At 61.0% G+C, this 25,024-nt stretch carries 24 protein-coding genes, 1 pseudogene and 1 riboswitch; of the genes and pseudogenes, 10 read left to right on the top strand and 15 right to left on the bottom strand.

Annotated features, from left to right (window positions below; all coding sequences use genetic code 11):
- The first annotated feature begins 3 nt into the window (after positions 1-3).
- Together C7477_RS06130 and cobT are read left to right on the top strand one after the other, a co-directional pair.
- On the top strand, positions 4-351 hold the full coding sequence (locus tag C7477_RS06130; protein ID WP_110750085.1) for a GFA family protein: 348 nt from the start codon (positions 4-6) through the stop codon (positions 349-351).
- A gap of 153 nt (positions 352-504) precedes the next feature.
- Positions 505-2,349 (top strand): cobaltochelatase subunit CobT, encoded by a 1,845-nt coding sequence (gene cobT / locus C7477_RS06125; RefSeq protein WP_110750083.1) that lies wholly within the window; start codon positions 505-507, stop codon positions 2,347-2,349.
- Between the two features lie 214 nt (positions 2,350-2,563).
- On the opposite strand, the gene C7477_RS06120 is transcribed toward cobT, so the two are convergent.
- Positions 2,564-3,205 carry a queuosine precursor transporter gene (locus tag C7477_RS06120; protein ID WP_110750279.1) on the bottom strand — a complete coding sequence of 214 codons (642 nt, stop codon included), beginning with the start codon at positions 3,203-3,205 and terminating at the stop codon, positions 2,564-2,566.
- 83 nt (positions 3,206-3,288) lie between these two features.
- Positions 3,289-3,585 (bottom strand): 50S ribosomal protein L28, encoded by a 297-nt coding sequence (gene rpmB / locus C7477_RS06115; RefSeq protein ID WP_110750081.1) that lies wholly within the window; start codon positions 3,583-3,585, stop codon positions 3,289-3,291.
- 266 nt (positions 3,586-3,851) lie between these two features.
- On the opposite strand from rpmB, the gene C7477_RS06110 reads away from it, so the two are divergent.
- Both C7477_RS06110 and yddG read left to right on the top strand, forming a co-directional pair.
- A complete protein-coding gene (locus tag C7477_RS06110; protein WP_110750079.1) occupies positions 3,852-4,658 on the top strand; it encodes a DUF3108 domain-containing protein in 807 nt (268 codons plus the stop codon).
- Positions 4,659-4,676: 18 nt separating this feature from the next.
- Entirely contained in the window at positions 4,677-5,564 is an 888-nt protein-coding gene (yddG, locus tag C7477_RS06105; RefSeq protein WP_110750077.1) for an aromatic amino acid exporter YddG, read from the top strand.
- Between the two features lie 5 nt (positions 5,565-5,569).
- Here yddG and C7477_RS06100 read toward each other — a convergent pair whose 3' ends face one another.
- A complete protein-coding gene (locus C7477_RS06100) occupies positions 5,570-5,992 on the bottom strand; it encodes a MerR family transcriptional regulator (protein WP_181418363.1) in 423 nt (140 codons plus the stop codon).
- Between the two features lie 156 nt (positions 5,993-6,148).
- Between C7477_RS06100 and C7477_RS06095 the strand changes: the two are divergent.
- Positions 6,149-8,320, top strand: a pseudogene (locus tag C7477_RS06095) (heavy metal translocating P-type ATPase); the annotation flags it as partial.
- Positions 8,321-8,434: 114 nt separating this feature from the next.
- Here the strand turns inward: C7477_RS06095 and C7477_RS19150 are convergent.
- Complete coding sequence (locus tag C7477_RS19150) at positions 8,435-8,884, bottom strand: hypothetical protein (protein ID WP_245411740.1); 450 nt, start codon at positions 8,882-8,884, stop codon at positions 8,435-8,437.
- Positions 8,881-9,813 (bottom strand): homoserine O-succinyltransferase, encoded by a 933-nt coding sequence (locus C7477_RS06085; RefSeq protein ID WP_110750275.1) that lies wholly within the window; start codon positions 9,811-9,813, stop codon positions 8,881-8,883. The genes C7477_RS19150 and C7477_RS06085 overlap by 4 nt, the downstream gene beginning before the upstream one ends.
- 56 nt (positions 9,814-9,869) lie before the next feature.
- Positions 9,870-9,949: riboswitch (SAM riboswitch) on the bottom strand.
- A 183-nt stretch (positions 9,950-10,132) separates the two neighbouring features.
- Here C7477_RS06085 and hisC point away from each other — a divergent pair.
- Entirely contained in the window at positions 10,133-11,233 is a 1,101-nt protein-coding gene (gene hisC, locus C7477_RS06080; protein ID WP_110750273.1) for a histidinol-phosphate transaminase, read from the top strand.
- Between the two features lie 4 nt (positions 11,234-11,237).
- A complete protein-coding gene (locus C7477_RS06075; protein WP_110750071.1) occupies positions 11,238-12,182 on the top strand; it encodes a prephenate/arogenate dehydrogenase family protein in 945 nt (314 codons plus the stop codon).
- Here C7477_RS06075 and C7477_RS06070 read toward each other — a convergent pair.
- Positions 12,159-13,175 (bottom strand): DUF2125 domain-containing protein, encoded by a 1,017-nt coding sequence (locus C7477_RS06070; protein WP_181418358.1) that lies wholly within the window; start codon positions 13,173-13,175, stop codon positions 12,159-12,161. The two genes, C7477_RS06075 and C7477_RS06070, sit on opposite strands and share 24 nt — an antisense overlap.
- Positions 13,176-13,251: 76 nt before the next feature.
- Between C7477_RS06070 and C7477_RS06065 the strand changes: the two genes are divergently transcribed.
- Complete coding sequence (locus tag C7477_RS06065) at positions 13,252-13,782, top strand: gamma-glutamylcyclotransferase (RefSeq protein ID WP_110750067.1); 531 nt, start codon at positions 13,252-13,254, stop codon at positions 13,780-13,782.
- On the opposite strand, the gene C7477_RS06060 is transcribed toward C7477_RS06065, so the two are convergent.
- From C7477_RS06060 to ftsE, 4 genes are all read right to left on the bottom strand, one after another.
- A complete protein-coding gene (locus C7477_RS06060) occupies positions 13,779-14,576 on the bottom strand; it encodes a lysophospholipid acyltransferase family protein (RefSeq protein WP_110750065.1) in 798 nt (265 codons plus the stop codon). The genes C7477_RS06065 and C7477_RS06060 overlap by 4 nt on opposite strands.
- Before the next feature lie 68 nt (positions 14,577-14,644).
- Positions 14,645-15,271 carry a YdcF family protein gene (locus C7477_RS06055; RefSeq protein ID WP_110750271.1) on the bottom strand — a complete coding sequence of 209 codons (627 nt, stop codon included), beginning with the start codon at positions 15,269-15,271 and terminating at the stop codon, positions 14,645-14,647.
- A 267-nt stretch (positions 15,272-15,538) separates the two neighbouring features.
- The gene (locus tag C7477_RS06050; protein ID WP_110750063.1) at positions 15,539-16,531 is read right to left on the bottom strand and encodes a cell division protein FtsX; all 993 of its coding nucleotides are present in this window, start codon (positions 16,529-16,531) and stop codon (positions 15,539-15,541) included.
- The gene (gene ftsE, locus C7477_RS06045) at positions 16,524-17,183 is read right to left on the bottom strand and encodes a cell division ATP-binding protein FtsE (protein ID WP_110750061.1); all 660 of its coding nucleotides are present in this window, start codon (positions 17,181-17,183) and stop codon (positions 16,524-16,526) included. Before ftsE ends, C7477_RS06050 begins: the two co-directional genes overlap by 8 nt.
- A gap of 258 nt (positions 17,184-17,441) precedes the next feature.
- Between ftsE and hpt the strand changes: the two genes are divergently transcribed.
- Positions 17,442-17,978 (top strand): hypoxanthine phosphoribosyltransferase, encoded by a 537-nt coding sequence (hpt, locus tag C7477_RS06040; protein WP_110750269.1) that lies wholly within the window; start codon positions 17,442-17,444, stop codon positions 17,976-17,978.
- A 228-nt stretch (positions 17,979-18,206) separates the two neighbouring features.
- On the opposite strand, the gene C7477_RS06035 is transcribed toward hpt, so the two are convergent.
- From C7477_RS06035 to argH, 4 genes are all read right to left on the bottom strand, one after another.
- Positions 18,207-20,678: a TIGR02302 family protein gene (locus C7477_RS06035; protein WP_110750059.1), complete on the bottom strand. Its 2,472-nt coding sequence runs from the start codon at positions 20,676-20,678 to the stop codon at positions 18,207-18,209.
- Between the two features lie 115 nt (positions 20,679-20,793).
- Positions 20,794-22,059, bottom strand: a complete 1,266-nt coding sequence (gene lysA, locus C7477_RS06030; protein WP_110750057.1) for a diaminopimelate decarboxylase — start codon at positions 22,057-22,059, stop codon at positions 20,794-20,796.
- 51 nt (positions 22,060-22,110) lie between these two features.
- Positions 22,111-22,296: an LPS translocon maturation chaperone LptM gene (gene lptM / locus C7477_RS06025; protein ID WP_110750055.1), complete on the bottom strand. Its 186-nt coding sequence runs from the start codon at positions 22,294-22,296 to the stop codon at positions 22,111-22,113.
- An 82-nt stretch (positions 22,297-22,378) separates the two neighbouring features.
- Positions 22,379-23,779 carry an argininosuccinate lyase gene (gene argH / locus C7477_RS06020; protein WP_110750053.1) on the bottom strand — a complete coding sequence of 467 codons (1,401 nt, stop codon included), beginning with the start codon at positions 23,777-23,779 and terminating at the stop codon, positions 22,379-22,381.
- A gap of 36 nt (positions 23,780-23,815) precedes the next feature.
- On the opposite strand from argH, the gene tlpA reads away from it, so the two are divergent.
- Entirely contained in the window at positions 23,816-24,496 is a 681-nt protein-coding gene (gene tlpA / locus C7477_RS06015; RefSeq protein WP_110750051.1) for a thiol:disulfide interchange protein TlpA, read from the top strand.
- Between the two features lie 6 nt (positions 24,497-24,502).
- Here the strand turns inward: tlpA and C7477_RS06010 are convergent, their stop codons facing one another.
- Entirely contained in the window at positions 24,503-24,982 is a 480-nt protein-coding gene (locus C7477_RS06010) for a YaiI/YqxD family protein (RefSeq protein WP_110750267.1), read from the bottom strand.
- Between the last annotated feature and the right edge of the window lie 42 nt (positions 24,983-25,024).

Raw genomic sequence — 25,024 nt, 5'->3', positions numbered from 1 at the left:
CACATGCATTATCAGGGTAGCTGCCATTGCGGCGAAGTGCGCTACAAGGTCGAGATCGACCTGTCTAACCCCATCGTCTGCAACTGTTCCTATTGCGAGCGGCGGGGCAGCATCCTTGCCTTCACGCCGGCCGGTAATTTCGAGCTGGAGCGGGGAGAGGAGAGACTGACCGAATATCGGTTCAACACGAAGAACATCCAGCACCTCTTCTGCGCGGATTGCGGCATGGAATCATTTTCGCGCGGCGCCACGCCTGACGGTACCAAGATGGTGGCGGTCAATGTGCGCTGCCTCGAAGACGTCGATATCGATAGTCTGACGCCAGCCCCATTTGACGGTCGTTCGCACTAGAGCATGATCCCGAAAAGTTGTAGACTTTTCGGATAAGATCATGCGGCTAAAACAAAGACTTAGAGCGGGATGTCCGATTCAACTTAATTGCATACCGCTCTAAGAACAAAAAGCGAAATCATTGTGAGCCAATCGAATCGCAAGCCCGGACAGATGCAGGAAGCTTCGCTTGACGCGTTCAAGCGAGCGCTTACCGGTTGCGTGCGGGCGCTTGCCGGCTCCAATGAGCTTGAAGTCGGCTTCAGCAATGACCGCCCGGCGCTGACGGGAAACCGCGCGCGTCTGCCCGACCTGCCCAAGCGCGCTACCGCGCACGATGTGGCGGTGACGCGGGGCATTGGCGATTCGATGGCGCTTCGGCGTGCTTGCCACAATGCGCGTATTCACGCGACGCTTGCGCCTGATGGCAAGCAGGCGCGCGCGATTTTCGATGCGGTCGAGCAGGCTCGCGTCGAGGCAATCGGCGCGCGGGCGATGGCCGGTGTCGGCGAAAACCTCGCCTCGATGCTCGCCGATAAATACGCCCGTGCTAATTTTCCCGCGATTACCGACAAGGCCGAGGCACCGCTCGAAGAGGCGGTGGCGCTGATGGTGCGTGAGAAACTCACCGGGCGTCCCGCGCCGGCGGAGGCAGGCAATGTCCTCGAATTGTGGCGCGACTGGATTGAGAGCAAGGCCGGCGGGAAAATCGCCAATCTGAGCGGTACGCTGGAAGACCAGCAGGCTTTTGCCCGCGCCGTGCGCGAGATGCTGGCCGCGATGGAGATGGCGGAGGATCTCGGACAACAGGAGCAGTCTTCGGACGAGGACGAAGACAGCGAGGAAACACCCAAGCCTGAAGATAATGAGGAGGGCGGCTCCGAGGAGCAGGAAGGTTCCGACGCCGCGGACAGCGACGATGCCGACAGTTCCAGCGAGGATGGCGAGCAGGGCGAGATGGAGGCGACGGATAGTTTCGCCGACGACATGGATGGCGACGAGGATATCGACGCCGAGACGCCGGGCGAAGCGCGCCGTCCGAACCAGCCTTTCGCCAATTTCGCCGCTGAAATCGACTACAAGGTCTTCACGCAGGAATTCGACGAGACGATCGACGCCACCGATCTATGCGACGAGGCGGAGCTGGACCGCCTGCGCTCCTTCCTCGACAAGCAGCTTTCCAATTTGCAGGGCGTGGTCGGTCGCCTCGCCAACCGGCTGCAGCGCCGGCTGATGGCGCAGCAGAATCGCTCCTGGGATTTCGATCTGGAAGAGGGCTATCTCGATCCGGCGCGGCTGGTGCGCGTGGTCATCGATCCGACGCAGCCGCTTTCCTACAAGCAGGAGCGGGACACGGATTTCCGCGACACGGTGGTGACGCTGCTCATCGACAATTCCGGTTCGATGCGGGGACGACCGATCACGGTCGCCGCGACTTGCGCCGATATTCTGGCGCGCACGCTGGAGCGTTGCGGCGTTAAGGTGGAAATCCTGGGTTTCACGACGCGGGCGTGGAAGGGTGGGCAAGCGCGGGAAGCTTGGCTTTCTCGCGGCAAGCAGGCCAATCCCGGACGTCTCAATGATCTGCGCCATATCATCTACAAGAGCGCCGATGCGCCGTGGCGGCGGGCGCGCCGCAACCTCGGCCTGATGATGCGTGAAGGGCTGCTCAAGGAAAACATCGACGGCGAGGCGTTGATCTGGGCGCATCAGCGGCTGATTGCCCGGCCTGAGCAGCGCAAGATCCTGATGATGATTTCCGACGGCGCGCCGGTGGATGATTCCACGCTTTCGGTCAATCCCGGCAATTATCTGGAGCGCCATTTGCGCGCGGTGATTGAGGAAATCGAGACGCGCTCGCCGGTGGAACTCATCGCCATCGGCATCGGCCATGACGTGACGCGCTATTATCGCCGCGCAGTCACCATTGTCGATGCGGAAGAGCTTGCCGGCGCAATGACGGAGCAACTTGCTTCGCTGTTTGACGAGTCGGGACGCGGCCACGCGGCGCGGCGCTAGAGCATTTCATATTTACACGGAAACAACTGTGCGCCCTTCACCCCCGTGGTTCGAGGCTCGCTACGCTCGCACCTCACCATGAGGGTGAAGGGTTGCAACGCTGCAGTAGCCCTCATGGTGAGGTGTGAATGGAGCGAAGCGGAATGAGCCTCGAACCACGGGGGCGCTTGGTGATTCCGTAAAAATATGAACCGCATAGGATCGCGTGAGTGGGCTATGCCTTGTTCTCAGCACGTCCGGCCGAATAAAGCGCCGGATGGAAGATGGCGAGGATTGCGCCATAGGGAACGAGCATGAGGGCTCCCATGACCGTCTTCACCAGGAAATCGCCGAAGGCGAGCGATAGCCAGAGCGGGATTTCGGCGCCGAAGAACGAAACCGGATTGGCGAGCGAGGAATCCGGCATTCCCGTCAGCCGGTCGATCCAGGCAAAATGCGCGGCGAAGGCGATGGAGAAGAACAGGAGCGTATCGAGCACGGAGCCGAACATCGCGCCGGCGAAGGGGGCCTTCCACCATTCTCGTTTGCGCAGGCCGTTGAAAACGGTGATGTCCATCAATTGCGCGAAAAGAAAGGCGCTCGCCGAGGCGATGGCGATGCGCGGCGTCGCGAGCCAGACCGACATGGTGAGTCCGACTACGAAGCCGGCATAGACCACTTTACGCGCCGCTACAGGGCCGAAGCGGCGATTGGTCAGGTCGTTGACGAGAAAGGCGATGGGATAGATGAACGCGCCCCAGGTCAATATTTCGTGCAGGCCGAAATGATTGAATGGGTACTGCACGAGGACGTTCGACGCAACGACGATGGCGCACATCGAAAGAATGGCAGGCAGGAGAGAGCGCATACTTGGCATTTTTTTATCCTGGGTGATGGAACCAGCAAATATGATCAAGAGCCGGCGTGAACCGGCCCTTTTAATTGAGTGCAAAGCACCGATCAGGCAGCAGCGGCTTCCGCCTGTTTCTTGGCGATCTGGCGCTTCAAGAGACGGGCGCGCTGCGACAGCTCCTTGTCGTCCGCCTTGGTCAAAAAGGCGTCGAGACCGCCGCGATGCTCGACCGAACGCAGGGCGTTGGCTGAAACGCGCAGGCGGTAGCTTTGGCCGAGCGCTTCCGACATCAGTGTGACGTCGCAGAGATTCGGCAGGAAGCGGCGACGCGTCTTGTTGTTGGCGTGGCTGACATTATTGCCGTACTGGACCGATTTGCCGGTCAATTCACAAGCGCGGGACATGGGTCTCACCTTCAAAATCTGTTATCAGGTCCCGGCTCCCATATCCGATAAATTCTCTCGCATGAACGCATAATCATGATGCGGGGCTGCGGGCGCGCATTTTTCGGACAGGCGGCCTTATGGGAAAGTCGCGTTTCTATAGTGTGAGGTGTCGCCCGCGTCAAGCCGCTTTCGGGCGCTATGGCAAATGGAGCCGGCGCTGATAAGCATTGCAAGCCGGATCGTCATGCTTATTTATTGAAACAGCAATGCGGCAGTGAGGAAAAATGGCGTCTTTTCACAATATTCTGCATCGTCGTTTGGGCGCGGTGGCGGCAGTCTGCGGCCTGACCTTCGCACTTGCCGCCGGTCCGGCATTCGCGGGCGAGACCTACAGGACGGACTATAGCATCTCGATATTCGGGCTGAACATCGCCCGGTCCGGTTTCGAAACCAAAGTGAACAACGGCATTTACGATCTTTCGGGAACACTGGCGAGCTCGGGCATTGCCCGCATCTTCGATCAGGTCGATGGCACGATTCAGGTCACCGGAAGCGCGTCGGCAACGGGCATCGTGCCCTCGTCCTACGAGGTGAAATACCGCATGTCCCGGAAGAACAAGCGCACGGCAATCGCTTTTTCCGGCGGTTCGGTCACGAACGTGCAAAACACGCCGCCGGTCAAGAAGCGCGATCCCTGGGTCGAAACCGGGCCGAATGATTTGAAATCGGTTGATGATCCCTTGAGCGGATTGATGATCCAGGCTACCAGCCCGCAAGCGGTCTGCGGGCGCATCTTGCATATTTTCGACGGGCAAACCCGCGCCGATTTGCAATTGTCCTATAGCGGGACGAAGCCTTTTTCGACCCAGGGGTTCAAGGGCGACGCCGTTACCTGCTCGGTCAAGTTCATTCCCATCTCGGGCTACCAGAAGGGCAAGAAAGCGGTCGAGTACCTGAAAAACAAGAGCAAGATCAGCATCTCGTTTGCGTCGCTGGGCAATTCCGGTATCTATGCTCCGGTTACGGCTAGCATCGGCACGCAAATCGGGACTGTGTCGGTCTACGCGACACGGTTTGAAAAAGTACAGTAACGCATCCTGGGGGAAGGAATGAAGCTGGCGACGCTTATCGGCTTTTCGGCGGTCGTCATGTGGGCGCTGCTGGCGCTCCTCACTGCGGCTTCCGGGAAAGTCCCCCCATTTCAGCTCACCGCCATGACCTTCGCCATAGGCGCAAGTCTGGGGCTTGTCTCGTGGCTATGGCGTCCCGGCGCGGCGCGGCATCTCAGACAGCCGCTTGCGGTCTGGCTGCTCGGCGTCGTGGGCCTTTTCGGCTATCATTTCCTTTATTTCACCGCGCTCCGCCATGCCCCGGCTGTCGAGGCAAGCCTGATCGCCTATCTCTGGCCGCTGCTGATCGTCGTCGGTTCGGCGCTGATGCCGGGCGAACGGCTGAAATGGTATCATGTGGCCGGTACGCTGCTCGGTCTTGCCGGGACGGCCTTGATCGTCACCAAGGGCGGCGGTGTCGGCTTCGAGGCGAAATATCTGTTCGGCTATGCCATGGCCGGGCTTTGCGCGCTCACCTGGGCGGCTTATTCGCTTCTGTCGCGCCGCTTCGCCTCGGTGCCGACCGATGCGGTGACCGGCTTTTGCGCCGTGACGGCCGTCTTGTCGCTCCTCTGCCATCTGGCGCTGGAGCAGACCGTCTGGCCGGAGGGGCTGATGCAATGGCTCGCGGTTCTCGGGCTCGGACTGCTTCCTGTCGGCGCGGCGTTCTATGCCTGGGACTTCGGCGTCAAGCGCGGCAATATCCAGGTGCTGGGCGCGGCGAGCTATGCGGCGCCGCTTCTCTCGACGCTGGTGCTGATTCTAGCCGGATCGGCGGAACCGAGCTTGCGGATTTTCACCGCCTGCCTGCTTATCACCTGCGGGGCCGTGCTGGCGGCGAAGGATATGATCCTGTCCCGCCGGCGGGAACCGCTTCCGGCGGAATGACGGGTTCAATGCGTCGGGTGCATGCATTCCTCGTGATGGCCGAGCACTTCGATCACCCGGCATTGATCGACCCGGCCATGAGCCGTGCACTCCAGCATTCGCTGCAACTCCACCTTGAGAGATAAAAGTTTGGCGATTCGGCTTTCCACATCGGAGAGCCGTGCGCGGGCGATGGCGTCGGCGGTCGCGCAGGATTGGTCGGGATTATCCTGCAGGTCGAGAAGCGTGCGGATGGCGTCGATCTCGAAGCCCAGATCGCGCGCATGACGAATGAACAGAAGCCGCTCGATGTCGCGCCTGTCATAGAGGCGGCGGTTGCCTTCGGTCCGCGGTGGCGCGGATATGAGGCCGATCTGCTCGTAATAGCGGATGGTGGCGACCTTCACCCCGCTTGCCCTCGAGGCTTCGCCAATCGGAACATCGGACAGCATTTTTTCTCTTGCTCCTCTAGTCGCTAGAGGATGTAGGCCTTGTTGCAGGCAATGCCAAGAGGGCCAATCGATATGAATCAGATCCGCATTCAGACGGCGCAGACCCACGATCACGCGAAACATGATTGTGAGGAGCATGGCTCGTGCTGCGGGCATCATCACCACAACCATGATCATGCGCATGGCGCTGCCCAGGAAATAGAGATCGCCGCGACCACCAACAGCTTCCGCTTCCATGTCGAGGGGATGGATTGCGCCTCATGCGCCGCCAAGATCGACACGGCGGTGCGTCGCCTTCCCGGCGTCAGGCATGTTTCGGTTTCGGTCACCAGCGGGATGGTGACCGTCACCCATGATGGTCCGGCGAACAGCGACGAGATCATCGGCAAGGTTGGCGGGCTTGGCTACAAAGCGTCCCTCGCTGGTGCTTCCGCGCGTAGGGCCTTGAAACCGGCGGCGGAAGCAAAGCCCGAATCCTGGTGGACTACGCGGAAGGCACGGCTGCTGTTTGCCTCGGGCGCGGGTCTCATAGCTGCTTATGCTATCGGTCATCTTTATCCGGCAATCGCGTTGTGGGCCTTTACGGCGGCGATGCTCATCGGTCTTGCGCCGATTGCGCGGCGCGCAATCATGGCGGCGGTCAACGGCACGCCATTCTCCATCGAGATGCTGATGACGATTGCGGCCATCGGAGCCGTCATCATCGGTGCGACCGAGGAGGCTGCGGCGGTTGTTTTTCTCTTTTTGGCCGGTGAGTTGCTGGAGGGCGTGGCGGCGGGCAGGGCGCGGGCGAGCATCCAGTCGCTCAGCACGCTGGTGCCGAAGACGGCCTTTATCGAGCGCAGCGGATCGATGGCCGAAGTTCCAGCGGACGATTTGCGGATCGGCGATATCATTGCGGTGCGGCCCGGTGATCGTATGCCAGCCGATGGTGAAATCCTCGCAGGCAACAGCGAGGTCGATCAAGCGCCGGTGACGGGCGAGAGCACGCCGGTTACCAAGGCAGCGGGCGACACGGTCTTTGCCGGAACGATCAATGGCGACGGGTTGTTGCGGGTGAAAGTGACCGCCGCCGCAGCCGACAACACTATTGCCCGCGTGGTGCGGCTGGTGGAGGAGGCGCAGGAAGCCAAGGCGCCGACAGAGCGCTTCATCAACCGCTTTTCCTTTTATTACACGCCTGGCGTCGTCGCCATGGCGGCGCTGGTTGCGATTGTGCCGCCCTTGGTTATGGGAGGAAGCTGGGACGAGTGGATCTACAAGGGGCTGGCGATCCTGCTGATCGGCTGTCCCTGCGCGCTGGTCATCTCCACGCCGGCGGCCATCGCGGCGGCGCTGTCGTCGGGCGCCCGGCGCGGACTGCTGATAAAGGGTGGCGCGGTGCTGGAAACCATGGGCAAGATCACCGCCGCCTGCTTCGACAAGACGGGCACACTCAGCGAAGGCAAGCCGCAGGTGACAGATATACTGCCGGGCGCACTGTCTGAAACGGAAGTGCTGCAATTCGCGGCCTCGCTGGGGAGCGGCTCCAGCCATCCGCTGTCCATGGCGATTATAGCGGCGGCGGAAGCGCGCGGGGTGGAGCGTCTATCCATTGCGGATGGCAAGGCGCATGGCGGAAAAGGGGTTTCCGGCCTATCGGGGAAAACAGCGCTATTCCTCGGTTCGCCCAGGGCGGCCGCGGAGATGGCGGCCATTCCAGATTATATCACAGCGCGGATCGCGGCCTGCAATAATGAGGGCAAGACCGTATCGGTGCTGGTCGCCGATGGCAGAATTGCTGGTGCCATCGCCATGCGGGACGCACCGCGCGCCGATGCGGCGGCGGGGCTCAAGCGGTTGAAAGAGATGGGCATTCGCACCGTCATGCTCACCGGCGACAACAAGCGTACGGCGGAAGCCATCGGACGGGACCTCGATATAGAGGCGCGCGCCGAGCTTCTGCCGGAAGACAAGCAGCGCATCGTCGGCGAACTGCGCCGCGAAGGCCTGATCGTCGCCAAGATCGGTGACGGCATCAATGACGCGCCCGCGCTCGCCGCCGCCGATGTCGGCATCGCCATGGGTGGCGGAACCGATGTGGCGCTGGAAACGGCGGATGCCGCCGTCCTGCACGGGCGGGTCGGCGACGTGGCGGAGATGGTGGAGCTTTCGAAGCGCACCATGCGCAACATTCATCAGAACATAGGCTTGGCGCTCGGACTGAAAGTGGTCTTCTTCGGAACGACGATCATCGGCGTCACCGGTCTCTGGCCTGCGATCCTCGCCGATACCGGCGCGACGGTGCTGGTGACGATGAATGCATTGAGGTTATTGAGAGGGTGAGCGGTGACCAGTAAGCAGTAAGCAGTAAGCAGTGAAAGATACTATTCGCCAATGGAACCGGCCATTACTATCTCACCGCTCACCGCTCACCGCTCACCGCTCACCGCTCACCGCTTACTCTCCTATCAACCGCTGTATCCGCGCCTTGTATTCCCGGCCAAACGCGATGTGAGCGGGGTTGACGCTGCCCAGTTCATCGATCAGTTGCGGCTCGTTTTCCGCTTCGGCGGCGGCGAGGCTGCCCATTAGCGCGAAATAGCCGACGATATAGGCGCGGGGTTTTATTTGGTGCTTTGCCAAAACCGTCATGACGGCTGGCTTTTTCTCGACACCTGATGTCAGCGAATCGAGGGTTGGCGCGCCTTCAGGGTTTTCTTCGTCCTCAGCTGCGAGATCGAGCGTCTGGAGTTCCGCCTGTATGGCTTCCATCCGAGTGAGGAAGTCATCGGTGAGATGAAAGCTGTTCACTTCCTTCTGCGTTTCGAGCGGTGCTTCGGCGGCGGCGGGAGCAGCGAGGACAAGCGCTAGAACAGCGGTGCTCAAAATCAGGCGAAGCTGGTTCATGCCCGGTCACTCCCGATCTTGTCCAGATCATAGGCGGTGGTCTGGTAGACCCGGTTTATCCAGTTGCCAAACAGCAGATGAGCGTGCGAGCGCCAGCGGTTGAGCGGCGGGCGGAAGGGATCGTTGCCGGGGAAATATTCGTGCGGCATCTCGACGGGCACGCCGGAGGCCACATCGCGCTCGTACTCTTCCTGCAGGGATGTCGAATCATATTCGATATGGTTGAACATATAGAGCCGGTTGCCCGTCTTCCCGGTCAGCAGGCACGGCCCCGTCGCATCCGAATCGATCAGCAAGTCCAATCCGGAAGCGGAGGGGAGATCGAGATCGGTGGCGTGCACTTCGGTCCAGCGGGAAACGGGAATGGAAAAATCGTCCGAGAAGCCGGCGAGATAGGGCGAGGCGGGCGCATTGTTGCGGTGGCGGAAGACGCCGAAGGCCTTCTTTTCCAGTGTATATTTCGGCAGACGATGGAAATGCCAGGCGGCGGCCATCGCCCCCCAGCAGATGAAGAAGGAGGAATGAACGTTCGTTGCCGTCCAGTCGAAGATGCGTGTAAGCTCATTCCAATAGGTCACGTCCTCGAAGGACAGCAACTCCACGGGCGCGCCGGTGACGATGAAGCCGTCGAACTTGCGGTCGGCGATCTCCTCCCAGGTCTGGTAGAAGGAGATGAGATGGTCCTCAGGCGTGTTCTTCGCCTTGTGGTTGCCGATGCGCACCAGCGTCAGTTCCACCTGCAGCGGCGAGGCGCCGATCAGGCGAGCGAACTGCGTCTCGGTGCGGATCTTGTTGGGCATGAGGTTCAAGAGCCCGATCTGCAGGGGGCGGATATCCTGGCGCAGCGCGGTGCGCTCATCCATGACGGACACGCCCTCGCGCGCGAGGATTTCGCGGGCGGGCAGTTCATCGGGTATCTTGATCGGCATACCATAACTCCAAAACAAAAAGACCGGCGGCGATAGCGCCGGCCGGTCCCCAATGGATTCATGTTCCATCGGCCATTTTTAGCAAGTTGTTTTACGTGGCTGCAAGCCGGCCGGCCAAATCACCACAATTCGCCAACCTTTTAGTCCAGCCGCCCCTTTGCGTCAATGAAACCGATGGGCTAAAGCATGATCCCGAAAAGTTGGCACGCTTTTCGGATAAGATCATGCGGCTAAACAAAGATTTAGAGCGGGATGCCTGTTCCCATTTGATTCCATCCTGCTCTAAATGGTGGCCTTCAAATCCAGCAGGACCATTACGATGACTTCGCTCAACCGTCCCCGCCCGAAACCCGGTGTTCTCGACATCGCGGCCTATGTTCCCGGCAAGGGAAGCGCGCCGGGCGTCGCGAAGGTCTACAAGCTTTCCGCAAATGAGAGCCCGCTGGGCGCGAGCCCCCATGCGATCGAGGCCTATCGGGCCGTGGAGCCGCAACTCACCCTTTATCCGGATGGGCAGGCCAAGGCATTGAGGGAGGCCATTGCCGAGACGCAAGGGTTGAACCCCGCCAACATCCTGTGCGGCAACGGTTCGGGCGAGCTTCTGAGCTATCTGACGCAGGCTTATCTGGCGCCGGGCGATGAGGCGATCATCACCGAACACGGTTTTCTGCTCTATAAGGTGCAGACGCTGGCCGCTGGCGCGACGCCGGTGACGGTGAGGGAAACGAACGAGCGCGTCGATGTCGATGCCATTCTCGAAGCGGTCACTTCGCGCACCAAGGCGGTCTTCATCGCCAACCCGAACAATCCGACCGGGACCTACCTGCCTTTCGAGGAGGTGCGGCGGCTTCATGCTGGGCTGCCGAAAACCGTGCTGCTGGTGCTCGACGCGGCCTACAGTGAATATGTCCGCCGCAACGATTACGAGGCGGGGGTGGAGCTCGTCTCCGCCAATGAAAATGTGGTGATGACGCGCACGTTCTCGAAGGTTCACGGCCTTCCGGGCCTGCGCATCGGCTGGATGTATGCGCCCGTCCATGTGATCGACGCGGTCGAGCGGCTGCGAGGGCCGTTCAACTTGAACAGCGCGGCGATCGAGGCTGGCGCTGCGGCCATTCGCGACCGTGCGCATGTGGAAAAGTCGGTCGCCTATAATGCGCAATGGCTGGGCTGGCTGGAGGCGGAGTTGACCGCGCTGGGCTTGCGGGTCACGCCTTCGGTCGCCAATTTCCTGCTCGTTCATTTTGACCAGAACGATCCGGAGAAATCAGCTGAGAAGGCGGATGCCTATCTCACCGCGCAAGGCTATGTGCTGCGCCGCGTCACGGCGTACGGGTTTCCCAATGCGCTGCGCCTGACCGTCGGCCCGGAAGAGGCCAATCGCGGCGTCATTGCCGCCCTCACCGAATTTTTGAAGTAGAATCATGGCGCAAGTTCATTTTGAAAAGATCGCACTGATCGGTATCGGTCTCATTGGTTCCTCGCTGGCGCGGGTCATCCGCCGCGAGGGGCTGGCTGGCCACATCGCCATCGCTACACGCAGTGCTGAAACGCTGAAGCGGGCCGAAGAGTTGGGGCTGGGCGACAGCTACACCACCGACAATGCCGAGGCCGTGAAGGGCGCCGATCTGGTGATCGTTTCGGTGCCGGTCGGATCCTCGGGGCTGGTGGCGCAGGAGATCGCGGGTAGTCTTAAGGATGGCGCCATCGTCAGTGATGTCGGCTCCACCAAGGCGTCCGTCATCGCGCAGATGCAGCCGGAGATGCCGGCGAATGTTCATTTCATTCCGGGCCATCCGATAGCGGGCACGGAATATTCCGGACCCGATGCCGGCTTCGCCGAGCTCTTCACCGGCCGCTGGTGCATCCTGACGCCGTTGCCGGAAACGAACGAACAGGCAATCGCGAAGCTCGCGGCCTTCTGGGAGGCTTGCGGCTCGCGGGTGGACCGGATGGACCCGCAGCATCACGATCTGGTGCTGGCCATCGTCTCGCACCTGCCGCACCTCATCGCCTATAATATCGTGGGCACCGCCAACGATCTGGAACAGGTGACGAAGTCGGAAGTGATCAAATATTCCGCGTCCGGCTTCCGCGATTTCACCCGGCTTGCCTCGTCGGACCCGACGATGTGGCGCGATGTCTGCCTCAACAACAAGGATGCGATCCTGGAGATGCTGGGCCGGTTCTCCGAGGATCTCGCCTCGCTGCAGCGTCTCATTCGTTGGGGTGACGGCGACGCCTTGTTCGATCTCTTCACGCGTACGCGCGCGGTGCGACGCGGCATCATCGAGGCGGGGCAGGAAGTGGATGCGCCCGATTTCGGCCGCCAGTCTGCGACACTCTCAAAGGGCGGGGAGCGTCCCTAGCGGGATGAACCCTGCCGTCGCCTTGCCTTGGCTGACATTGACGGTGATGGTCGGCGCGCCGTTTTCATCCTTCGGCATGGCTGAAAGAGCAAAGAGCAGCGTGGAGATGTTGCGCCTCTGCTCGGGGAAAAGGGTTTGCGCCGTCTCGGCCAGCGCGGGGGGATTGATAAGGCTCAAACGGAATTTGCCATCGATCAGCCCCTGATCGTCGATGGAGAACGGGCCTGAAATTGTCAGCGATCCGCCTGAGGGGAGCGAAAGAACAGCTTTCTTGATCGCGCCGGACTGCCCGCGAAGGCGCTCTTCGACCGGTCCGGGCTGCGGGCGCAGCAGGCTTGCCGCGTCGGAAAATTGTACATCGGCCGTTCCGGAAAGCGGCGGCACCGCGATCTTGCCGATTGCGGCGTCGGAAAGCGATAGACCGGCGAAGGTCGCCTTTGCCTCTAGCGGGCCCTCGGAACCGCTTGCTTCCAGATGCAAATCGGCGATTTGGGCAAGCGGCATCGCGCTGGTCGCCTCACCGCGCACCCCGATGCTGAGGCCCTTGGCGTCGGTGGTGATGCGCGAGGGTAGCGTACGGATGAGCTCGGCGCTCGATATCAGCCGGTCCCACCTCAGTTCAAGCGGCTTTATCCCAGGAAGGCCGACAAAGGCGGGGCCGGTGATTTCGCTTGTCAGGCTGCGCGGCGCATAGATCGGCGACCCGGAACGTATGCGTCCGGCTTGAAACGAAATGCCGGCATTGGGCCGTTGCCAGGAAATACTGTCACAGGTGACATCGAGACGGAAGGGATAGCCCGAAATGTGCAGATTTTCGCAATTCGCGGAAATGCCCTTGGCTGCAAGACCAGCCAGATCGGCCGTGGCGCGCTCTTCGAGCTTGCCGGAGGCATAAAACCAGCCCGCAGTATAGCTCGCGGCGCCGATAAAGGCGGCGGCGGCCAGAACCAGCCAGCCTTTCCCTTTTCTCACCGATGAGACGCTTGACGGCATGAAGATGGCCTCGTTATCACATTCTGATACAGCTTCATTCGGCATCTACGTCTAGATGCTAGCACATGGAATGGATATGAGCGATTTTTGGGTGTTTGGCTATGGTTCCTTGATGTGGAAGCCAGGTTTTGCCCATATGGAAACAGCTCGCGCCCTTCTTCATGGCTACCGAAGAGCGCTTTGTATCCATTCCAACGTTCATCGCGGCACGCCGGAACAGCCCGGCCTGGTGCTGGGGCTGGATCGGGGCGGGTCATGTCTTGGCCTTGCCTTTCGTGTGCCGGGCGAGCTTATGGATGAAGTGCTCGTCTATTTGCGAGCCCGCGAAATGATCAATAACGTGTATGTCGAAAAACATCTTCCGTTGCGGCTTGCCGACGGGCGTCAGGTCACTGCGCTTGCCTATGTCGCTGACCGCAGCCACCGGCAGTATGCGGGCGCTCTGCCGGCAATCGAGGCGGCGGCAATCGTGGGTAGGGCATCCGGTCAGTCCGGCGCCAACACGGAATATGTCATGAGCACGGTTGATCACTTGCGCAAGATGGGCATCCGCGATCATCGGCTGGAAAACGTGGCAGCGCTGCTCGCGGGGCTCACCTCAATTTAGGCGCTCGGGAGTTCGACGCCGAGCTCTTTAAGTCTCTGGATCGCTGTGGGCGGCATCGGCGGCGGATTCTTGTCTTTTGCCGCCGCGATAAGCAGTTCGTCGCAGGCGGCTTCCGTCACCTCGATCAGGCGTTTCAGGAACGTTTCCTTATCGAGGCCGGGCTCGATGGGCGGGAGGACGCGGCAGCGGATCGTGCCGGGATAGCGGCGGAATTTGCGACGAGGCCAGTAAAGGCCGGCATTATGGGCGATGGGCACCACCGGCAGACCAAGGTCGGCATAGAGATGGGTAATGCCATGTTTGTATTGCGGCGGAGCGCCGGGGGGCCGGCGTGTGCCTTCCGGATAGATGAGAATCTGACGGCCAGCGGCAACAGCCTTCCTCGCGCCGAGCGTGATGGAGCGCAGCGCGACTGCGCGGCTGCCGCGATCGACCGGAATCATGCGCATTTTGGCGACATACCAGCCGAAGAGCGGAATCCACATCAGTTCCCGCTTCAGAATCATCACAGGATCGTCGAGTTTCGGCAGAAAGGCGAAAACATCCCAGAAAGACTGATGTTTTGGCGCGCAGATATAGGCGCCTTCGGGGATGTTCTCCAATCCTTCGATGACATAGTCAGTACCGGCAATCTTCTTTTGCAGCCAGAGATTGGACCTCGCCCAATTCTTCGGCACGATCCAGGCTTGTCTGCGCGGCATGAGAAAATAGACAGGTGTCAGCACGATCATCTGGATGATGATGCTGATGTAGAATGCCGCATTGAACAGCAGTGAACGAATGATGGTGAGCACGCGCCGATCCCGACCCCGAGAAGATACGGGCCATCGATAGCCCAGGTCACAGCGCGTTTCCAGATGTATCAGCCGCCGGTGGCGTGAGGTTCCAGAAAAAACGCCCGTGCCATGGACCGGAGATATTTTATATATTCGATCATCAGAACGCGCAGTGCATCGCCCTGCTTGACCCAGCTGTTATCGTTGAGCTCGGTCTTGACCACCGGATAGGGGACGAACGCGACATTGGGCATGGCGCGCGACAATTCATCCAGGCTGCGCGGCATGTGGTAATTGCTGGTGACGACGATAATGCGCTTATAGCCATGGGCCTTGACCCATTTGGCGCTTTCCGTGGCGTTGCCCACCGTATCGAGTGCGGAGCGGTCGATATCGATGCAGCAATTGAAGAGAGCGTCATCGGCCTCCGTGACACGCATGAGGGTCTGCTTTTTCGTCGATGGATGAACACCACTGATGATTAGCCGCTTTCCCAGGCCTGCTTTAAGAAGATCGACCGCTGTTTCGATGCGCGCCTGCCCGCCGGTCAGGACGATAATGCCGTCCGCGGCCTCTACGGCTTTCGGCTCGCGCATATTGGTGACCATCTCGCTAAAGGCAAAGAACCCAATGACGAAGGCGAGAACGAGCAGCGACAATAGCAAGGTGACGGGCTGGAACAATTTGCGCAGACGGGCGATGAGACGGGTCATGATACGGATCGGTAGGCGACGGTTGCCATCGGAGGCCTGTGAGGGACATTGAACCGACATATCGGGCGCCCCGAGAATCTGCCGATTTTCGGGCAAAGACCGCACGCTGGCTTCAACTTGATGCGCGCGGTGGCCTTCTTCCACTGGCGCGACCGAGGCGAAATGCGTTTCCATCGCGGAAGCATACTAGGCAAATGCGGCATGTAACAGCGGTGATTGCAGATGCGCGACAAAATTTCACCCGGACGTACCTTGCCGGATCGCGCTTCAGCTGGATTCCGAACCGCGACTGTCCATTTCCTTTAGTTGCGTGATCACGGTGAGGCGCGTCGTTATCATGGTCAGGATGCTGACGAGCAGAATAATGATCGCGACGCCCAGATAACCGCCACGGCCTATGGCGAAATTGCCGAAGAGCGCCGCTGCCTGGTCAGCCTCGGGAGTGGCCAGATTACGCGACGACCACCATGAGACCATCAGGAACACCAGAACGGCCACGCCGCCGCCGCAGAGCGCGCCCTTGAACGCGGTGCGAAAGAAATGGCGTTCGAATTCGCGAGCGACGAAGCGCGCCTCCGCGCCGATGAAGTGCAATACCTCGATGATATGGTCGTTGCCTGCCATGGCGCCACGGGTGGCGAAGATGACGGTCAGCACTGTCGCTGCGATGACGAGAGCGAGCACGCTCATGCCGATCAGCACCGTGGTGCGCGCCATGGAGACGAGGCGATCCACCCAGGTACGGTGGTCATCGAAGCTCGCACCCGGCACGCTGCGCACAAGTTCGGCCCGCAAGATGTCGAAATCGGGCGGGGATTCCTCGTCGATCGAGACGACCACCAGCCGCGGTACCGGCAGTTCCTCTATATCAAGCCCGGATCCCAGCCATGGTTCGAGCAGGCGGGCGGTCGCGTCCCGGTCGACGATGCGCGCCGATGTGACGCCGGCGAAGCCTTCGGCAATCTTTGCGGCGCGGGCCAGAAGTGCTTCCATGTCCTCGCCTTCGACCGGCTTGATCTGGATCGTCGCTTCCTTGGAAATCTGGCTCTGCCAGGCAGCGGCCGAATCGCGAACGAGGCTGACGCCGCCAAATGTCAGGCAGGCGAGGAAGGTCATGATTGCGATGACAATGATGAGCGCCGTGCCGGCGACATTGCCGCCCGGCACGATCGGCGACTGGGTTGGGGCACCGCGCCATCGTTCCACCAGTTGGAAAACGGCATCGCGGGCAAGCTCAAGGCGCTCAAGCACTTCATTCATAGATGTTGAGCCTCCCTTGATCGAGAATCATGCGGCGGGCACTGACCTGGTCCATCAGCGTCAGATCGTGCGTGGCGATGATCACGGCAGTGCCGGAGCGGTTCAGTTCAGCGAAAAGCCGCAGGAGGCGGCGGGCGAGGGGCGGGTCGACATTGCCCGTCGGCTCGTCGGCAAGCAGGACTTCCGGTTGATCGATCAGGGCCCGGGCTATCGCCGCGCGCTGCTTTTCGCCGCCGGAAAGCACCGGGGGCAGCACACGCATGCGTTCTCCCAACCCAACCCAATCCAGGAGTTCCTCGACTTCCGCGCGATAGACGGCTTCCTCCTTGCCGCGCACGCGCAAGGGCAGCGCGACATTCTCATAGGTCGTCATATGATCGAGCAGGCGGAAATCCTGAAACACCACGCCGATGCGGCGGCGCAACAGCGGCAGTTCGCTGCGGTCGATCGTTGCGATATCCTTGCCGAAAACGTTGATCAACCCGCGCGTCGGCTTCAGCGCCATGAACAGGAGCCGCAGGAGCGATGTCTTGCCCGCGCCGGAGGGGCCGGTGAGAAACTGGAAGGAGCGAGGGGGGATACGAAAACTGACGTCACGGAGCACCTCAGGCCCCATGCCATAGCGCAGTCCGACATTCTCGAAGCGAATCACGTTTGCATTGTCCCGGACTTCATCTCACTGATCCTAGCTCATAAAACGGAATGGTCATTGAGCGCTATGGTTAATCGTCGGTTAAGCTTTCCGGTTTCCATCCATCCGGCCAAAAATGTTTTAAAGCGGCCCCTCTTTCGATTGAATCGTGAAACCGGTCTAAATTTTGGCTTTTTGCGAGTCCGAATGGAAAACCGTTTCGCACTTTTCCTGGATTTGCTCTATGGCAGGCGGAAACGCAAAGCGGGAATAAAATCGATGCCTGAGGTTGGCGGCAAGACTATTGAAGTTCTTTTCAGCGCGAAAGAGATCGCGGCGCGCAACCATGAACTGGCGGGGCAGATCGCGGACCGAAATTTTTCCGATCTCCTGGTGATCTCGGTTCTGAAAGGATCATTCATCTTCGCTGCCGATCTCATCCGCGCCATGCACGAGGTCGGCGTCGAGCCGCATCTCGAGTTTATCACAGTCTCGAGCTACGGGACGGGCACGACAAGCGGCGAGGTGCGGCTGTTGCGTGATATCGATAGCGATGTGGAAGGACGGGACGTGCTGTTGGTCGACGATATCCTCGAATCGGGCAAGACGCTGGAATTCCTGCGCGACCTGATGTTGAAGCGCGGCGCGCGCAGCGTTTCGCTCGCCGTGCTCCTCGACAAATCGATGCGCCGTAAGGCCGCAATCGAGGCTGATTTCAAAGGTTTCGAGTGTCCGGATTATTTTGTGGTGGGATATGGCATGGATGTGGCCCATGCCTTCCGGCAATTGCCGTTCGTAGGATGGGTGAGGGGATAAGCGGGGCTCGCGCCCTCCCTCCCCCTTGCGGGGAGGGTGACCCGAAGGGTCGGGTGGGGGTGGTGACGCGTGCGCGGCGTCGTCAGAAAAAGCGAACTGTCACCACCCCCATCCGCCCGCTACGCGGGGTTCGTCGCTGGAAAAGCCAAATCGTTGGCTTTTCCTCGGCCTTCGGCCGAACACTCCTCAATCCCCGCAAGGGGGAAGGAGGGCGCGAGCCGTATCCCCTCAATCAAACTTCAGCAGCCGCTCCAGGTATTCCTTCTCCAGCTGCGGGCTGAGCGAATTGCCAAGGCGGCGGCGGATTTCTTCCAGAATCTGGCGGGCGCGCTGAATGTCGGTCCCGTTGGGAATCTTGACGCTGTCATCCTGACCGATCGATCGCCCAAGCGGATCGCGGCCACCCGGCGATTGTTGACCGGGGCGCCCCCCTGAGCCGCCTTGCCCCATCGCCTCCTGCATTTGCTTCATCATTTCGCGCGCGCCGCGCCTGAGGGCGTCGAGCGCGTTCGATTGCTGGTCGGTGGCTTCGCCGCCTTCAGCGCGCCCCAGCGCCTCACCGGCGCGACCCATCGACTGGCCCGCTTCGCCCATCTCCTTGCCGGGCTCAAGCCCCATGCCTTTGAGACCGTTCATCATTTCGTTGAGTTCCGATTGCAGCTGGCCCTGGCCCTGTTGCAGCTTGCGCATGGCCTCCGCCAGCTCCTGGGACTTGCCTGCATCCGGAACCTCGCTGCCTTCCTGTTCCTGCATCTCCCGGTTCAGGCGCGAGGTCTCGTTCATGGTCTCCTGCTGGCGGCGCATGATATCGGAGAGCTTGTTCATCTGCTGGCGCATCGGGTCTTGCCCTTGCTGGCCTTGCCGTCCCTGCTGGCTCTGCCCCATCTGCAGATTGTTCATCATGTTTTCGAGCTGCGAGAGAAGCTGCTCAGCCGAATCGCGCGAGCCCTGCTTCGCCAGATTCTCGATCTGCTCCATCATCCGGTCGAGGTCTTTTTGCGTGAGCACCCGCGCGTTCGGGTCCATTGGCGCGGCATAAGGGCTTTGCTGCTGGCGCTTGGCATATTCCTTGAGAAATTGCTGCATGGCCTGACGCAGTTCGGCCATCAGTTTTTCGATCTCCTCGGGACTGGCGCCGTTCTGGATCGCCTGTTTCAGCGCCTCTTGCGCTTGCCGCAGCCGCTTTTCCGCGTCCGAGAGTTGCCCGTCTTCGATGCCAAGCGCCACCTGCCACATGTAGGCGGCGACATCGCGCAACTGGTCGTCATTGCGAGCGAGCTTCAGCCGGGACTGGACGCTGCGGAGCACCAGATAATGCGTCGCGTTCCTGATCGTATCTTCCGGGCGCAGCGTGATTGCGCTCAGCATGTCGAGCACCTGATCTTGGCTGTTGGCGTCCAGCGCCAGCATACGCCGCTGTTCGACCACGGCGCGGGCGAGCGGATTGGCGAAGGGGCGCTCCGGCAGGGTGAAGGTCTTCGTCTCGCTGCGGCCTTCCTGCCCGGCATCGTCCTGGGCCACCAGTGTCAAGCGAACCTGCGATCCGGCCCATGGATGCTCGGTTATATCCTGCGAGGCGGTTGCATCCTTGGTTCCGCGGCGCGGCAGGACGAGCGGTACCTCCGGGGCGTGGAAGAGCGGCCGGGCGTTTGTGGCCGGCCTTTCTGCCTCGATGATTTCTGCATGACCTTTGGTCGCCCCGTGATCGTCATCGATGGAATAGGCAAGCTCCAGTGTTCCGTTCAACGCGCGGCCAGGCTCCTTGATGAAGCGGATCATGGGTGGTTTGTCGGGAATAATGGTGAACGACCATTTGGCATCGCCGCCGGAAAGGCTGACTTCGGTCGCCTGCTTCAGGGGAAACTGGAAATTTCTGGCGTTTTCGGTGGTAGGATTGCCGCCTTCTGTGGCGGGAATTTCAAGTTCGGTTCCGTCAGCCCTGGTTTCGGTGAGTTGTTCGCGTCCGGTTCCCCCAATCACACGCGCCGCGAGGACGCTGCCCTGCGGAACCGTGAAGCTCGCTTCGCCGCTGTTCTCCTGCGCGGTGAGAAAGACCGGTGCGCGGCCGGTATAGCGCGGCGGCGTCACCCAGGCATCAACACGTGGCGCTGGACCGCCAGCACCGAGCCGGATGCGGAAGGCGTCGGAAAGACTGCCCCCTTCCGGCCCGCTCGCATAGGCAAAGGCGGTGACGAAGAACAGCGCAACGGCAGCGCGCAAGGCCAGAGGATCGCGTTCCGGAATGTGTGGCCGCGGCATTCCGCTCTGCAAATTCTGCAGTTTTTCCGCCATGCGACGGCGGTGCTCATCCCAGAGTGCGCTTGTGAAAGGATCGTGATCTCCTGCAGCAATCGCGTCGGTCTGGAGGGAAATCGGCCCATGGGTGAGCAGGTTGGCGGCTTCCAGCCGACGGTCCACTTCCGCTTGCGCCGGGAGGCGGAGGCGTGTGGGCAGATAGAGCGCGGCGATGCCCGCAATGCCGAAAACCCCGAGCGCGGCAATATGCAGCCACCCTGGCATGCGCTGGAACAGGCCGAACCAGGCAATGGCGATAAAAAGCGCAACGAGGGCGAGAAGCGGCAGCACGAGCGGCCACAGGCGCTCAAAACTCATGGAAAGGAAGGCAGCACGACGGGCGGCGGCGAGTTTCACCGTCGTCGTCATTTCCATGCCGGGGCTGTCATCGGGCCGATCAGCCATGCTCGCCTCTCCAAAGCTGCCCCAAAGATATAGACTTATCGTGGCAAAGACGAGACTTTGCTCACGAAACTATCAATAAATCGGCAACAGCTAATGGCCGCACGGATTTTTGGGATCAAAGCCAATCCGGCACGGAATCGAGGCCGATCAGCGCGTCATAGCCGGTGCGAGGGCGCACCACATGATAGCGGTCGCCATCGACCAGCACTTCGGGCACCAGCAACCGGGTGTTGTAGGTGCCGGCTTGCACGGCGCCATAGGCGCCCGCCGTCATTACGGCGAGGAGATCGCCCGGCGCCGGATAGGGCAGGTCACGATCCTGCGCCAGATAATCGCCGGTCTCGCAGACCGGGCCGACGATATCGGCGCGAATGCGGCGCTGGTCGTTCGCCGGGGCCTTGATCGGACGGATATCGTGGAACGCGTCATAGAGCGTTGGGCGGATCAGATCGTTCATCGCGGCGTCGACGACGATGAAATTTCGGGCAGTTCCTTCCTTCACGAAGATGACTTCGCAAACCAAAATGCCCGCATTGCCGGCAATCAGCCTTCCCGGCTCGAATATTGTTTTCAGGCCTAGCGGGCGGATATGCTTGCGCACGATGGCCGCATAGGCATCCGGCAGCGGAGGCGGGTTGTTGTCCGTGCGGTAGGGGATGCCGAGCCCGCCGCCAAGGTCGACATGCGCGATCGCATGGCCATCCGCCTTCAACTGGGCGACCAGTTCGGCCAGAAGCGCGAAGGCGTCGTCGAACGGCTGCAGTTCCGTGATCTGGCTGCCGATATGCATGTCGATGCCAGTGACGCGAAGGCCCGGCAGGCTTGCCGCCCGCGCATAGACCTCGCGGGCGCGCTTGCGGGGGATACCGAACTTGTTTTCCGCCTTGCCGGTGGAAATCTTGGCGTGTGTGCGCGCATCGACATCGGGGTTGATGCGCAGCGAGACCGGCGCAACCTTTCCCGCCGCGACGGCGCGGGCGGAGAGTAACTCCAGTTCCGGTTCGGATTCCACGTTGAAGCAGCGGATGCCGCTAGCCAACGCGAAATCCATCTCGCCGGCCTTCTTGCCGACGCCGGAGAAAACGATTTTGTCCGCCGGAATGCCGGCGGCCAGCGCGCGGCGCAATTCGCCTTCGGAGACGACATCCGCGCCGGAGCCGAGCTTCGCCAGCGTCTTGAGCACCGCCTGGTTGGAATTGGCCTTGAGCGCATAGCAGACCAGCGCGTCCATATCGGCGAAAGTTTCCGAGAAGACGCGGTAATGGCGCGTCAGCGTGGCGGTCGAATAGCAATAGAATGGTGTGCCGACCGCGCGCGCAATATCCGCGACGCTGACATTCTCGGCGTGGAGCACGCCGTCCCGATAATCGAAATGGTTCAAGGTGTTGGTGCTCTTTTTGCCTTGCCGATCCGGCTTTTTCCGCCGGAGCCGCTACTGAATCAGCTTGTCGAGGATGAAAGGCTTGTCCTCTTTCGGCTTCGGCTGGGTGTGGCCGTTTTCATCGGTGACGACAGCCGATGGCGGCGGTTCGAGAGGGCCGCGGCGACCGCAAGCCGAAAGCGCGCTTACCAGCGAGGCTGCGATAAGAAGGGTCGAGATGGAGAAACGGCTGATCATGCGGTTGGTCCTGAACCCAATGTTTGAGATGATACTTGTCTAGCGGAAAAGCGGGCTCATTGCACCCCGCTTTCGGTTGTTCTCACGCTTTGGCGATGCGCTTTTTCCAGTATCTAATCTGGCTGCGGACTTGCTCGGGCGCGGTGCCCCCAAAAGATTTGCGGCTGCGGACCGATTTGTCCACGGTGAGGAAGCCGAAGACAGCCTCGTTTATGCTGGGATGGATCGATCGCAGTTCTTCCAGCGGCAACTTCGCCAGGTCGCATTTGCGGCTTTCCGCAAGCGCCACGGCGCGCCCGGTCACATGATGCGCCTCGCGGAAGGGCATTCCGAGTTCGCGCACCAGCCAGTCGGCAAGGTCGGTGGCTGTCGAATAGCCGGAGCCGGCGGCCTTTTTCATCGATGCGGTGTTGACGGTGAGGTCGCTGACCATGCCGGTCATGGCGGCAAGCGCCAGTTCAAGCGTCCCGGCGGCGTCGAAGACGGCCTCCTTGTCTTCCTGCATATCCTTGGAATAGCTGAGAGGCAGGCCTTTCATCACGGTCAGCAGCGCGACCAGCGATCCGGTGATGCGACCGGTCTTGGCGCGGACCAATTCCGCCGCGTCTGGGTTCTTCTTCTGCGGCATGATGGACGAGCCGGTGGAGAAGGCATCGGAGAGCCGGATGAAATTGAACTGCGGCGTCGACCAGATGACGATTTCCTCGGCAAAGCGCGAGAGATGCGTGGCGCAGATGGCGGCGAGGCTCAGGAACTCCAGCGCGTAATCGCGGTCGGAAACACTGTCGAGCGAATTACGCGTCGGCTCGCGGAAGCCGAGTGCATTGGCCGTCATATGGCGGTCGATGGGAAAGCCGGTTCCGGCGAGCGCGGCGGCGCCAAGCGGCGATTCGTCTGACCGTTCGATAGCGTCGCGGACGCGGGAGAGGTCTCGACCGAACATTTCGACATAGGCCATGCAATGATGGCCGAAGGTCACCGGCTGAGCCGTCTGGAGATGGGTAAAGCCCGGCATCACCGTCGCGGCATGTTCCTCGGCGCGAGCGAGAAGCGCCTCGATCAGCTTTTTCAGCGCGGCGGCTGTTCGGCTCAGTTCATCCTTGACCCAAAGGCGGAAATCCACCGCCACCTGATCGTTGCGCGAGCGCGCGGTGTGCAGCCGTCCGGCGGCGGGGCCGATCAGCTCGGCCAGCCGTGCCTCGATGTTCATGTGAATGTCTTCGAGCTTGCGCGAAAAGACAAATTTCCTGCTGTCGATCTCGGCCAATATCGCGTTCAGGCCATCGGTGATTTTGTCGCGGTCCTCCGCCGTAATTATGCCGGTCTCGGCAAGCATGGCGGCATGGGCGAGCGAGCCGCGAATATCCTGCGCGTAGAGCTTACGGTCGAAGCCGATCGAGGCGTTGATCTCTTCCATGATTGCGTCTGGACCGGATGCGAAGCGCCCGCCCCACATCTCATTGCTGGACTTTTGTTCGGTCATGGTCGAAGCCTTCAAAAAGGAAACGGGAAGATCAACATGGCAACGGGCAACGCAAACGACAAAGCCGAAAAACGTGGAAGCGGACGGATCGTCCTTCTTGCCGGTCTCGCGGGGCTCATCGCAGGCGCCGTCGCGGTATACGTGATGGAGCGGCCCTCTGGCAATGTCGAAGCCGCTGCAGCAAGCGGTCAATGCGCGCTGACGGCGGACGCCGCGAAGGCGCTCGACGCCGCGGCCACAGGATCGGTGGCGGCAATGCGCGCCGCCGAGACGCCGCAACCGGTGCAGAATTTGAGCTTTACCGGGCCCGATGGCGCCAAGATGACGCTGGCTGATTTCAAAGGCAAGACGCTGCTTGTCAATCTCTGGGCCGTCTGGTGCGCGCCCTGCCGCGAGGAGATGCCGGCGCTGGACAAGCTGCAGGCGGAGAAGGGCGGCGACGATTTCCAGGTGGTCGCGATCAATATCGATACCGGGGATGATACCAAGCCGAAGGCATTTCTGGCGGAAACGGGTGTTCATTCGCTCAAGCTCTATCGGGACCCGACGATGGGTGTTTTCAACGAGCTGAAAAAGAAGAACCTCGCCTTTGGCCTGCCGGTAACAATGCTGGTGGACAAGGACGGCTGCCAGATTGCCGCGATGAACGGTCCGGCCGACTGGGCGGGAGACGATGCCAGGAAGCTGATTGATGCGGCGCGGGTGATGAACGAGTAGCGCGCTTTATACGATAAAACCGGCCCGCTTCAGCCTGATAATGGCGAGGTCGAGTGCGGACAGGAAGGCCGAGCGGTCGCGGGCGGCGAAGGGTGGCGGGCCGCCGGTGATCTGTCCTGCCGAGCGTAAGCCCTCCATGAGATTGCGCGTGGCGAGGACGTTGCCGATGGAGCTTGAAGTGAAAGCGCGGCCATTGGGAGCGATCGCCGCGGCGCCGGCATTAATTGCCCGGCTTGCCAGCGGAATATCCGCGGTGATGACGATGGCGCCCGGCCTGGCGCGTTCGGCGATCCAATCGTCGGCGACGTCGAGACCTGCAGGTACGATGACGCGCTCGACCAGCGGATCGCGCGGGATAGCAATGAAACTGTTGGCGACGACATAAACTTTCACCCCATGACGCTCCGCAACGCGGTAGACTTCGTCCTTTACCGGACAGGCGTCGGCATCGACATAGATGGTGATGGGATGTGATTGATCACTCATGGCCATGAGATGGCAGAGGCAGCGGGATGTTGCAAGAAGCCC

The organism is Paramesorhizobium leguminum (assembly GCF_003217235.1).
Lineage (GTDB): Bacteria > Pseudomonadota > Alphaproteobacteria > Rhizobiales > Rhizobiaceae > Paramesorhizobium > Paramesorhizobium leguminum.
The sequence above is the reverse complement of the archived record's forward strand: the minus strand, read 5'-3'. Positions and strand labels throughout refer to the sequence as shown.

What these genes read in the sequence shown, in the direction of transcription:
- C7477_RS06130 (WP_110750085.1), top strand. Translation starts at nt 4, where the DNA reads ATGCATTATCAGGGTAGCTGCCATTGCGGCGAAGTGCGCTACAAGGTC.
- cobT (WP_110750083.1), top strand. Translation starts at nt 505, where the DNA reads ATGCAGGAAGCTTCGCTTGACGCGTTCAAGCGAGCGCTTACCGGTTGC.
- C7477_RS06120 (WP_110750279.1), bottom strand. Translation starts at nt 3,205, where the DNA reads ATGCCAAGTATGCGCTCTCTCCTGCCTGCCATTCTTTCGATGTGCGCC.
- rpmB (WP_110750081.1), bottom strand. Translation starts at nt 3,585, where the DNA reads ATGTCCCGCGCTTGTGAATTGACCGGCAAATCGGTCCAGTACGGCAAT.
- C7477_RS06110 (WP_110750079.1), top strand. Translation starts at nt 3,852, where the DNA reads ATGGCGTCTTTTCACAATATTCTGCATCGTCGTTTGGGCGCGGTGGCG.
- yddG (WP_110750077.1), top strand. Translation starts at nt 4,677, where the DNA reads ATGAAGCTGGCGACGCTTATCGGCTTTTCGGCGGTCGTCATGTGGGCG.
- C7477_RS19150 (WP_245411740.1), bottom strand. Translation starts at nt 8,884, where the DNA reads ATGAACCAGCTTCGCCTGATTTTGAGCACCGCTGTTCTAGCGCTTGTC.
- C7477_RS06085 (WP_110750275.1), bottom strand. Translation starts at nt 9,813, where the DNA reads ATGCCGATCAAGATACCCGATGAACTGCCCGCCCGCGAAATCCTCGCG.
- hisC (WP_110750273.1), top strand. Translation starts at nt 10,133, where the DNA reads ATGACTTCGCTCAACCGTCCCCGCCCGAAACCCGGTGTTCTCGACATC.
- C7477_RS06075 (WP_110750071.1), top strand. Translation starts at nt 11,238, where the DNA reads ATGGCGCAAGTTCATTTTGAAAAGATCGCACTGATCGGTATCGGTCTC.
- C7477_RS06070 (WP_181418358.1), bottom strand. Translation starts at nt 13,175, where the DNA reads ATGCCGTCAAGCGTCTCATCGGTGAGAAAAGGGAAAGGCTGGCTGGTT.
- C7477_RS06065 (WP_110750067.1), top strand. Translation starts at nt 13,252, where the DNA reads ATGAGCGATTTTTGGGTGTTTGGCTATGGTTCCTTGATGTGGAAGCCA.
- C7477_RS06055 (WP_110750271.1), bottom strand. Translation starts at nt 15,271, where the DNA reads ATGACCCGTCTCATCGCCCGTCTGCGCAAATTGTTCCAGCCCGTCACC.
- C7477_RS06050 (WP_110750063.1), bottom strand. Translation starts at nt 16,531, where the DNA reads ATGAATGAAGTGCTTGAGCGCCTTGAGCTTGCCCGCGATGCCGTTTTC.
- hpt (WP_110750269.1), top strand. Translation starts at nt 17,442, where the DNA reads ATGCCTGAGGTTGGCGGCAAGACTATTGAAGTTCTTTTCAGCGCGAAA.
- C7477_RS06035 (WP_110750059.1), bottom strand. Translation starts at nt 20,678, where the DNA reads ATGGCTGATCGGCCCGATGACAGCCCCGGCATGGAAATGACGACGACG.
- lptM (WP_110750055.1), bottom strand. Translation starts at nt 22,296, where the DNA reads ATGATCAGCCGTTTCTCCATCTCGACCCTTCTTATCGCAGCCTCGCTG.
- argH (WP_110750053.1), bottom strand. Translation starts at nt 23,779, where the DNA reads ATGACCGAACAAAAGTCCAGCAATGAGATGTGGGGCGGGCGCTTCGCA.
- tlpA (WP_110750051.1), top strand. Translation starts at nt 23,816, where the DNA reads ATGGCAACGGGCAACGCAAACGACAAAGCCGAAAAACGTGGAAGCGGA.
- C7477_RS06010 (WP_110750267.1), bottom strand. Translation starts at nt 24,982, where the DNA reads ATGAGTGATCAATCACATCCCATCACCATCTATGTCGATGCCGACGCC.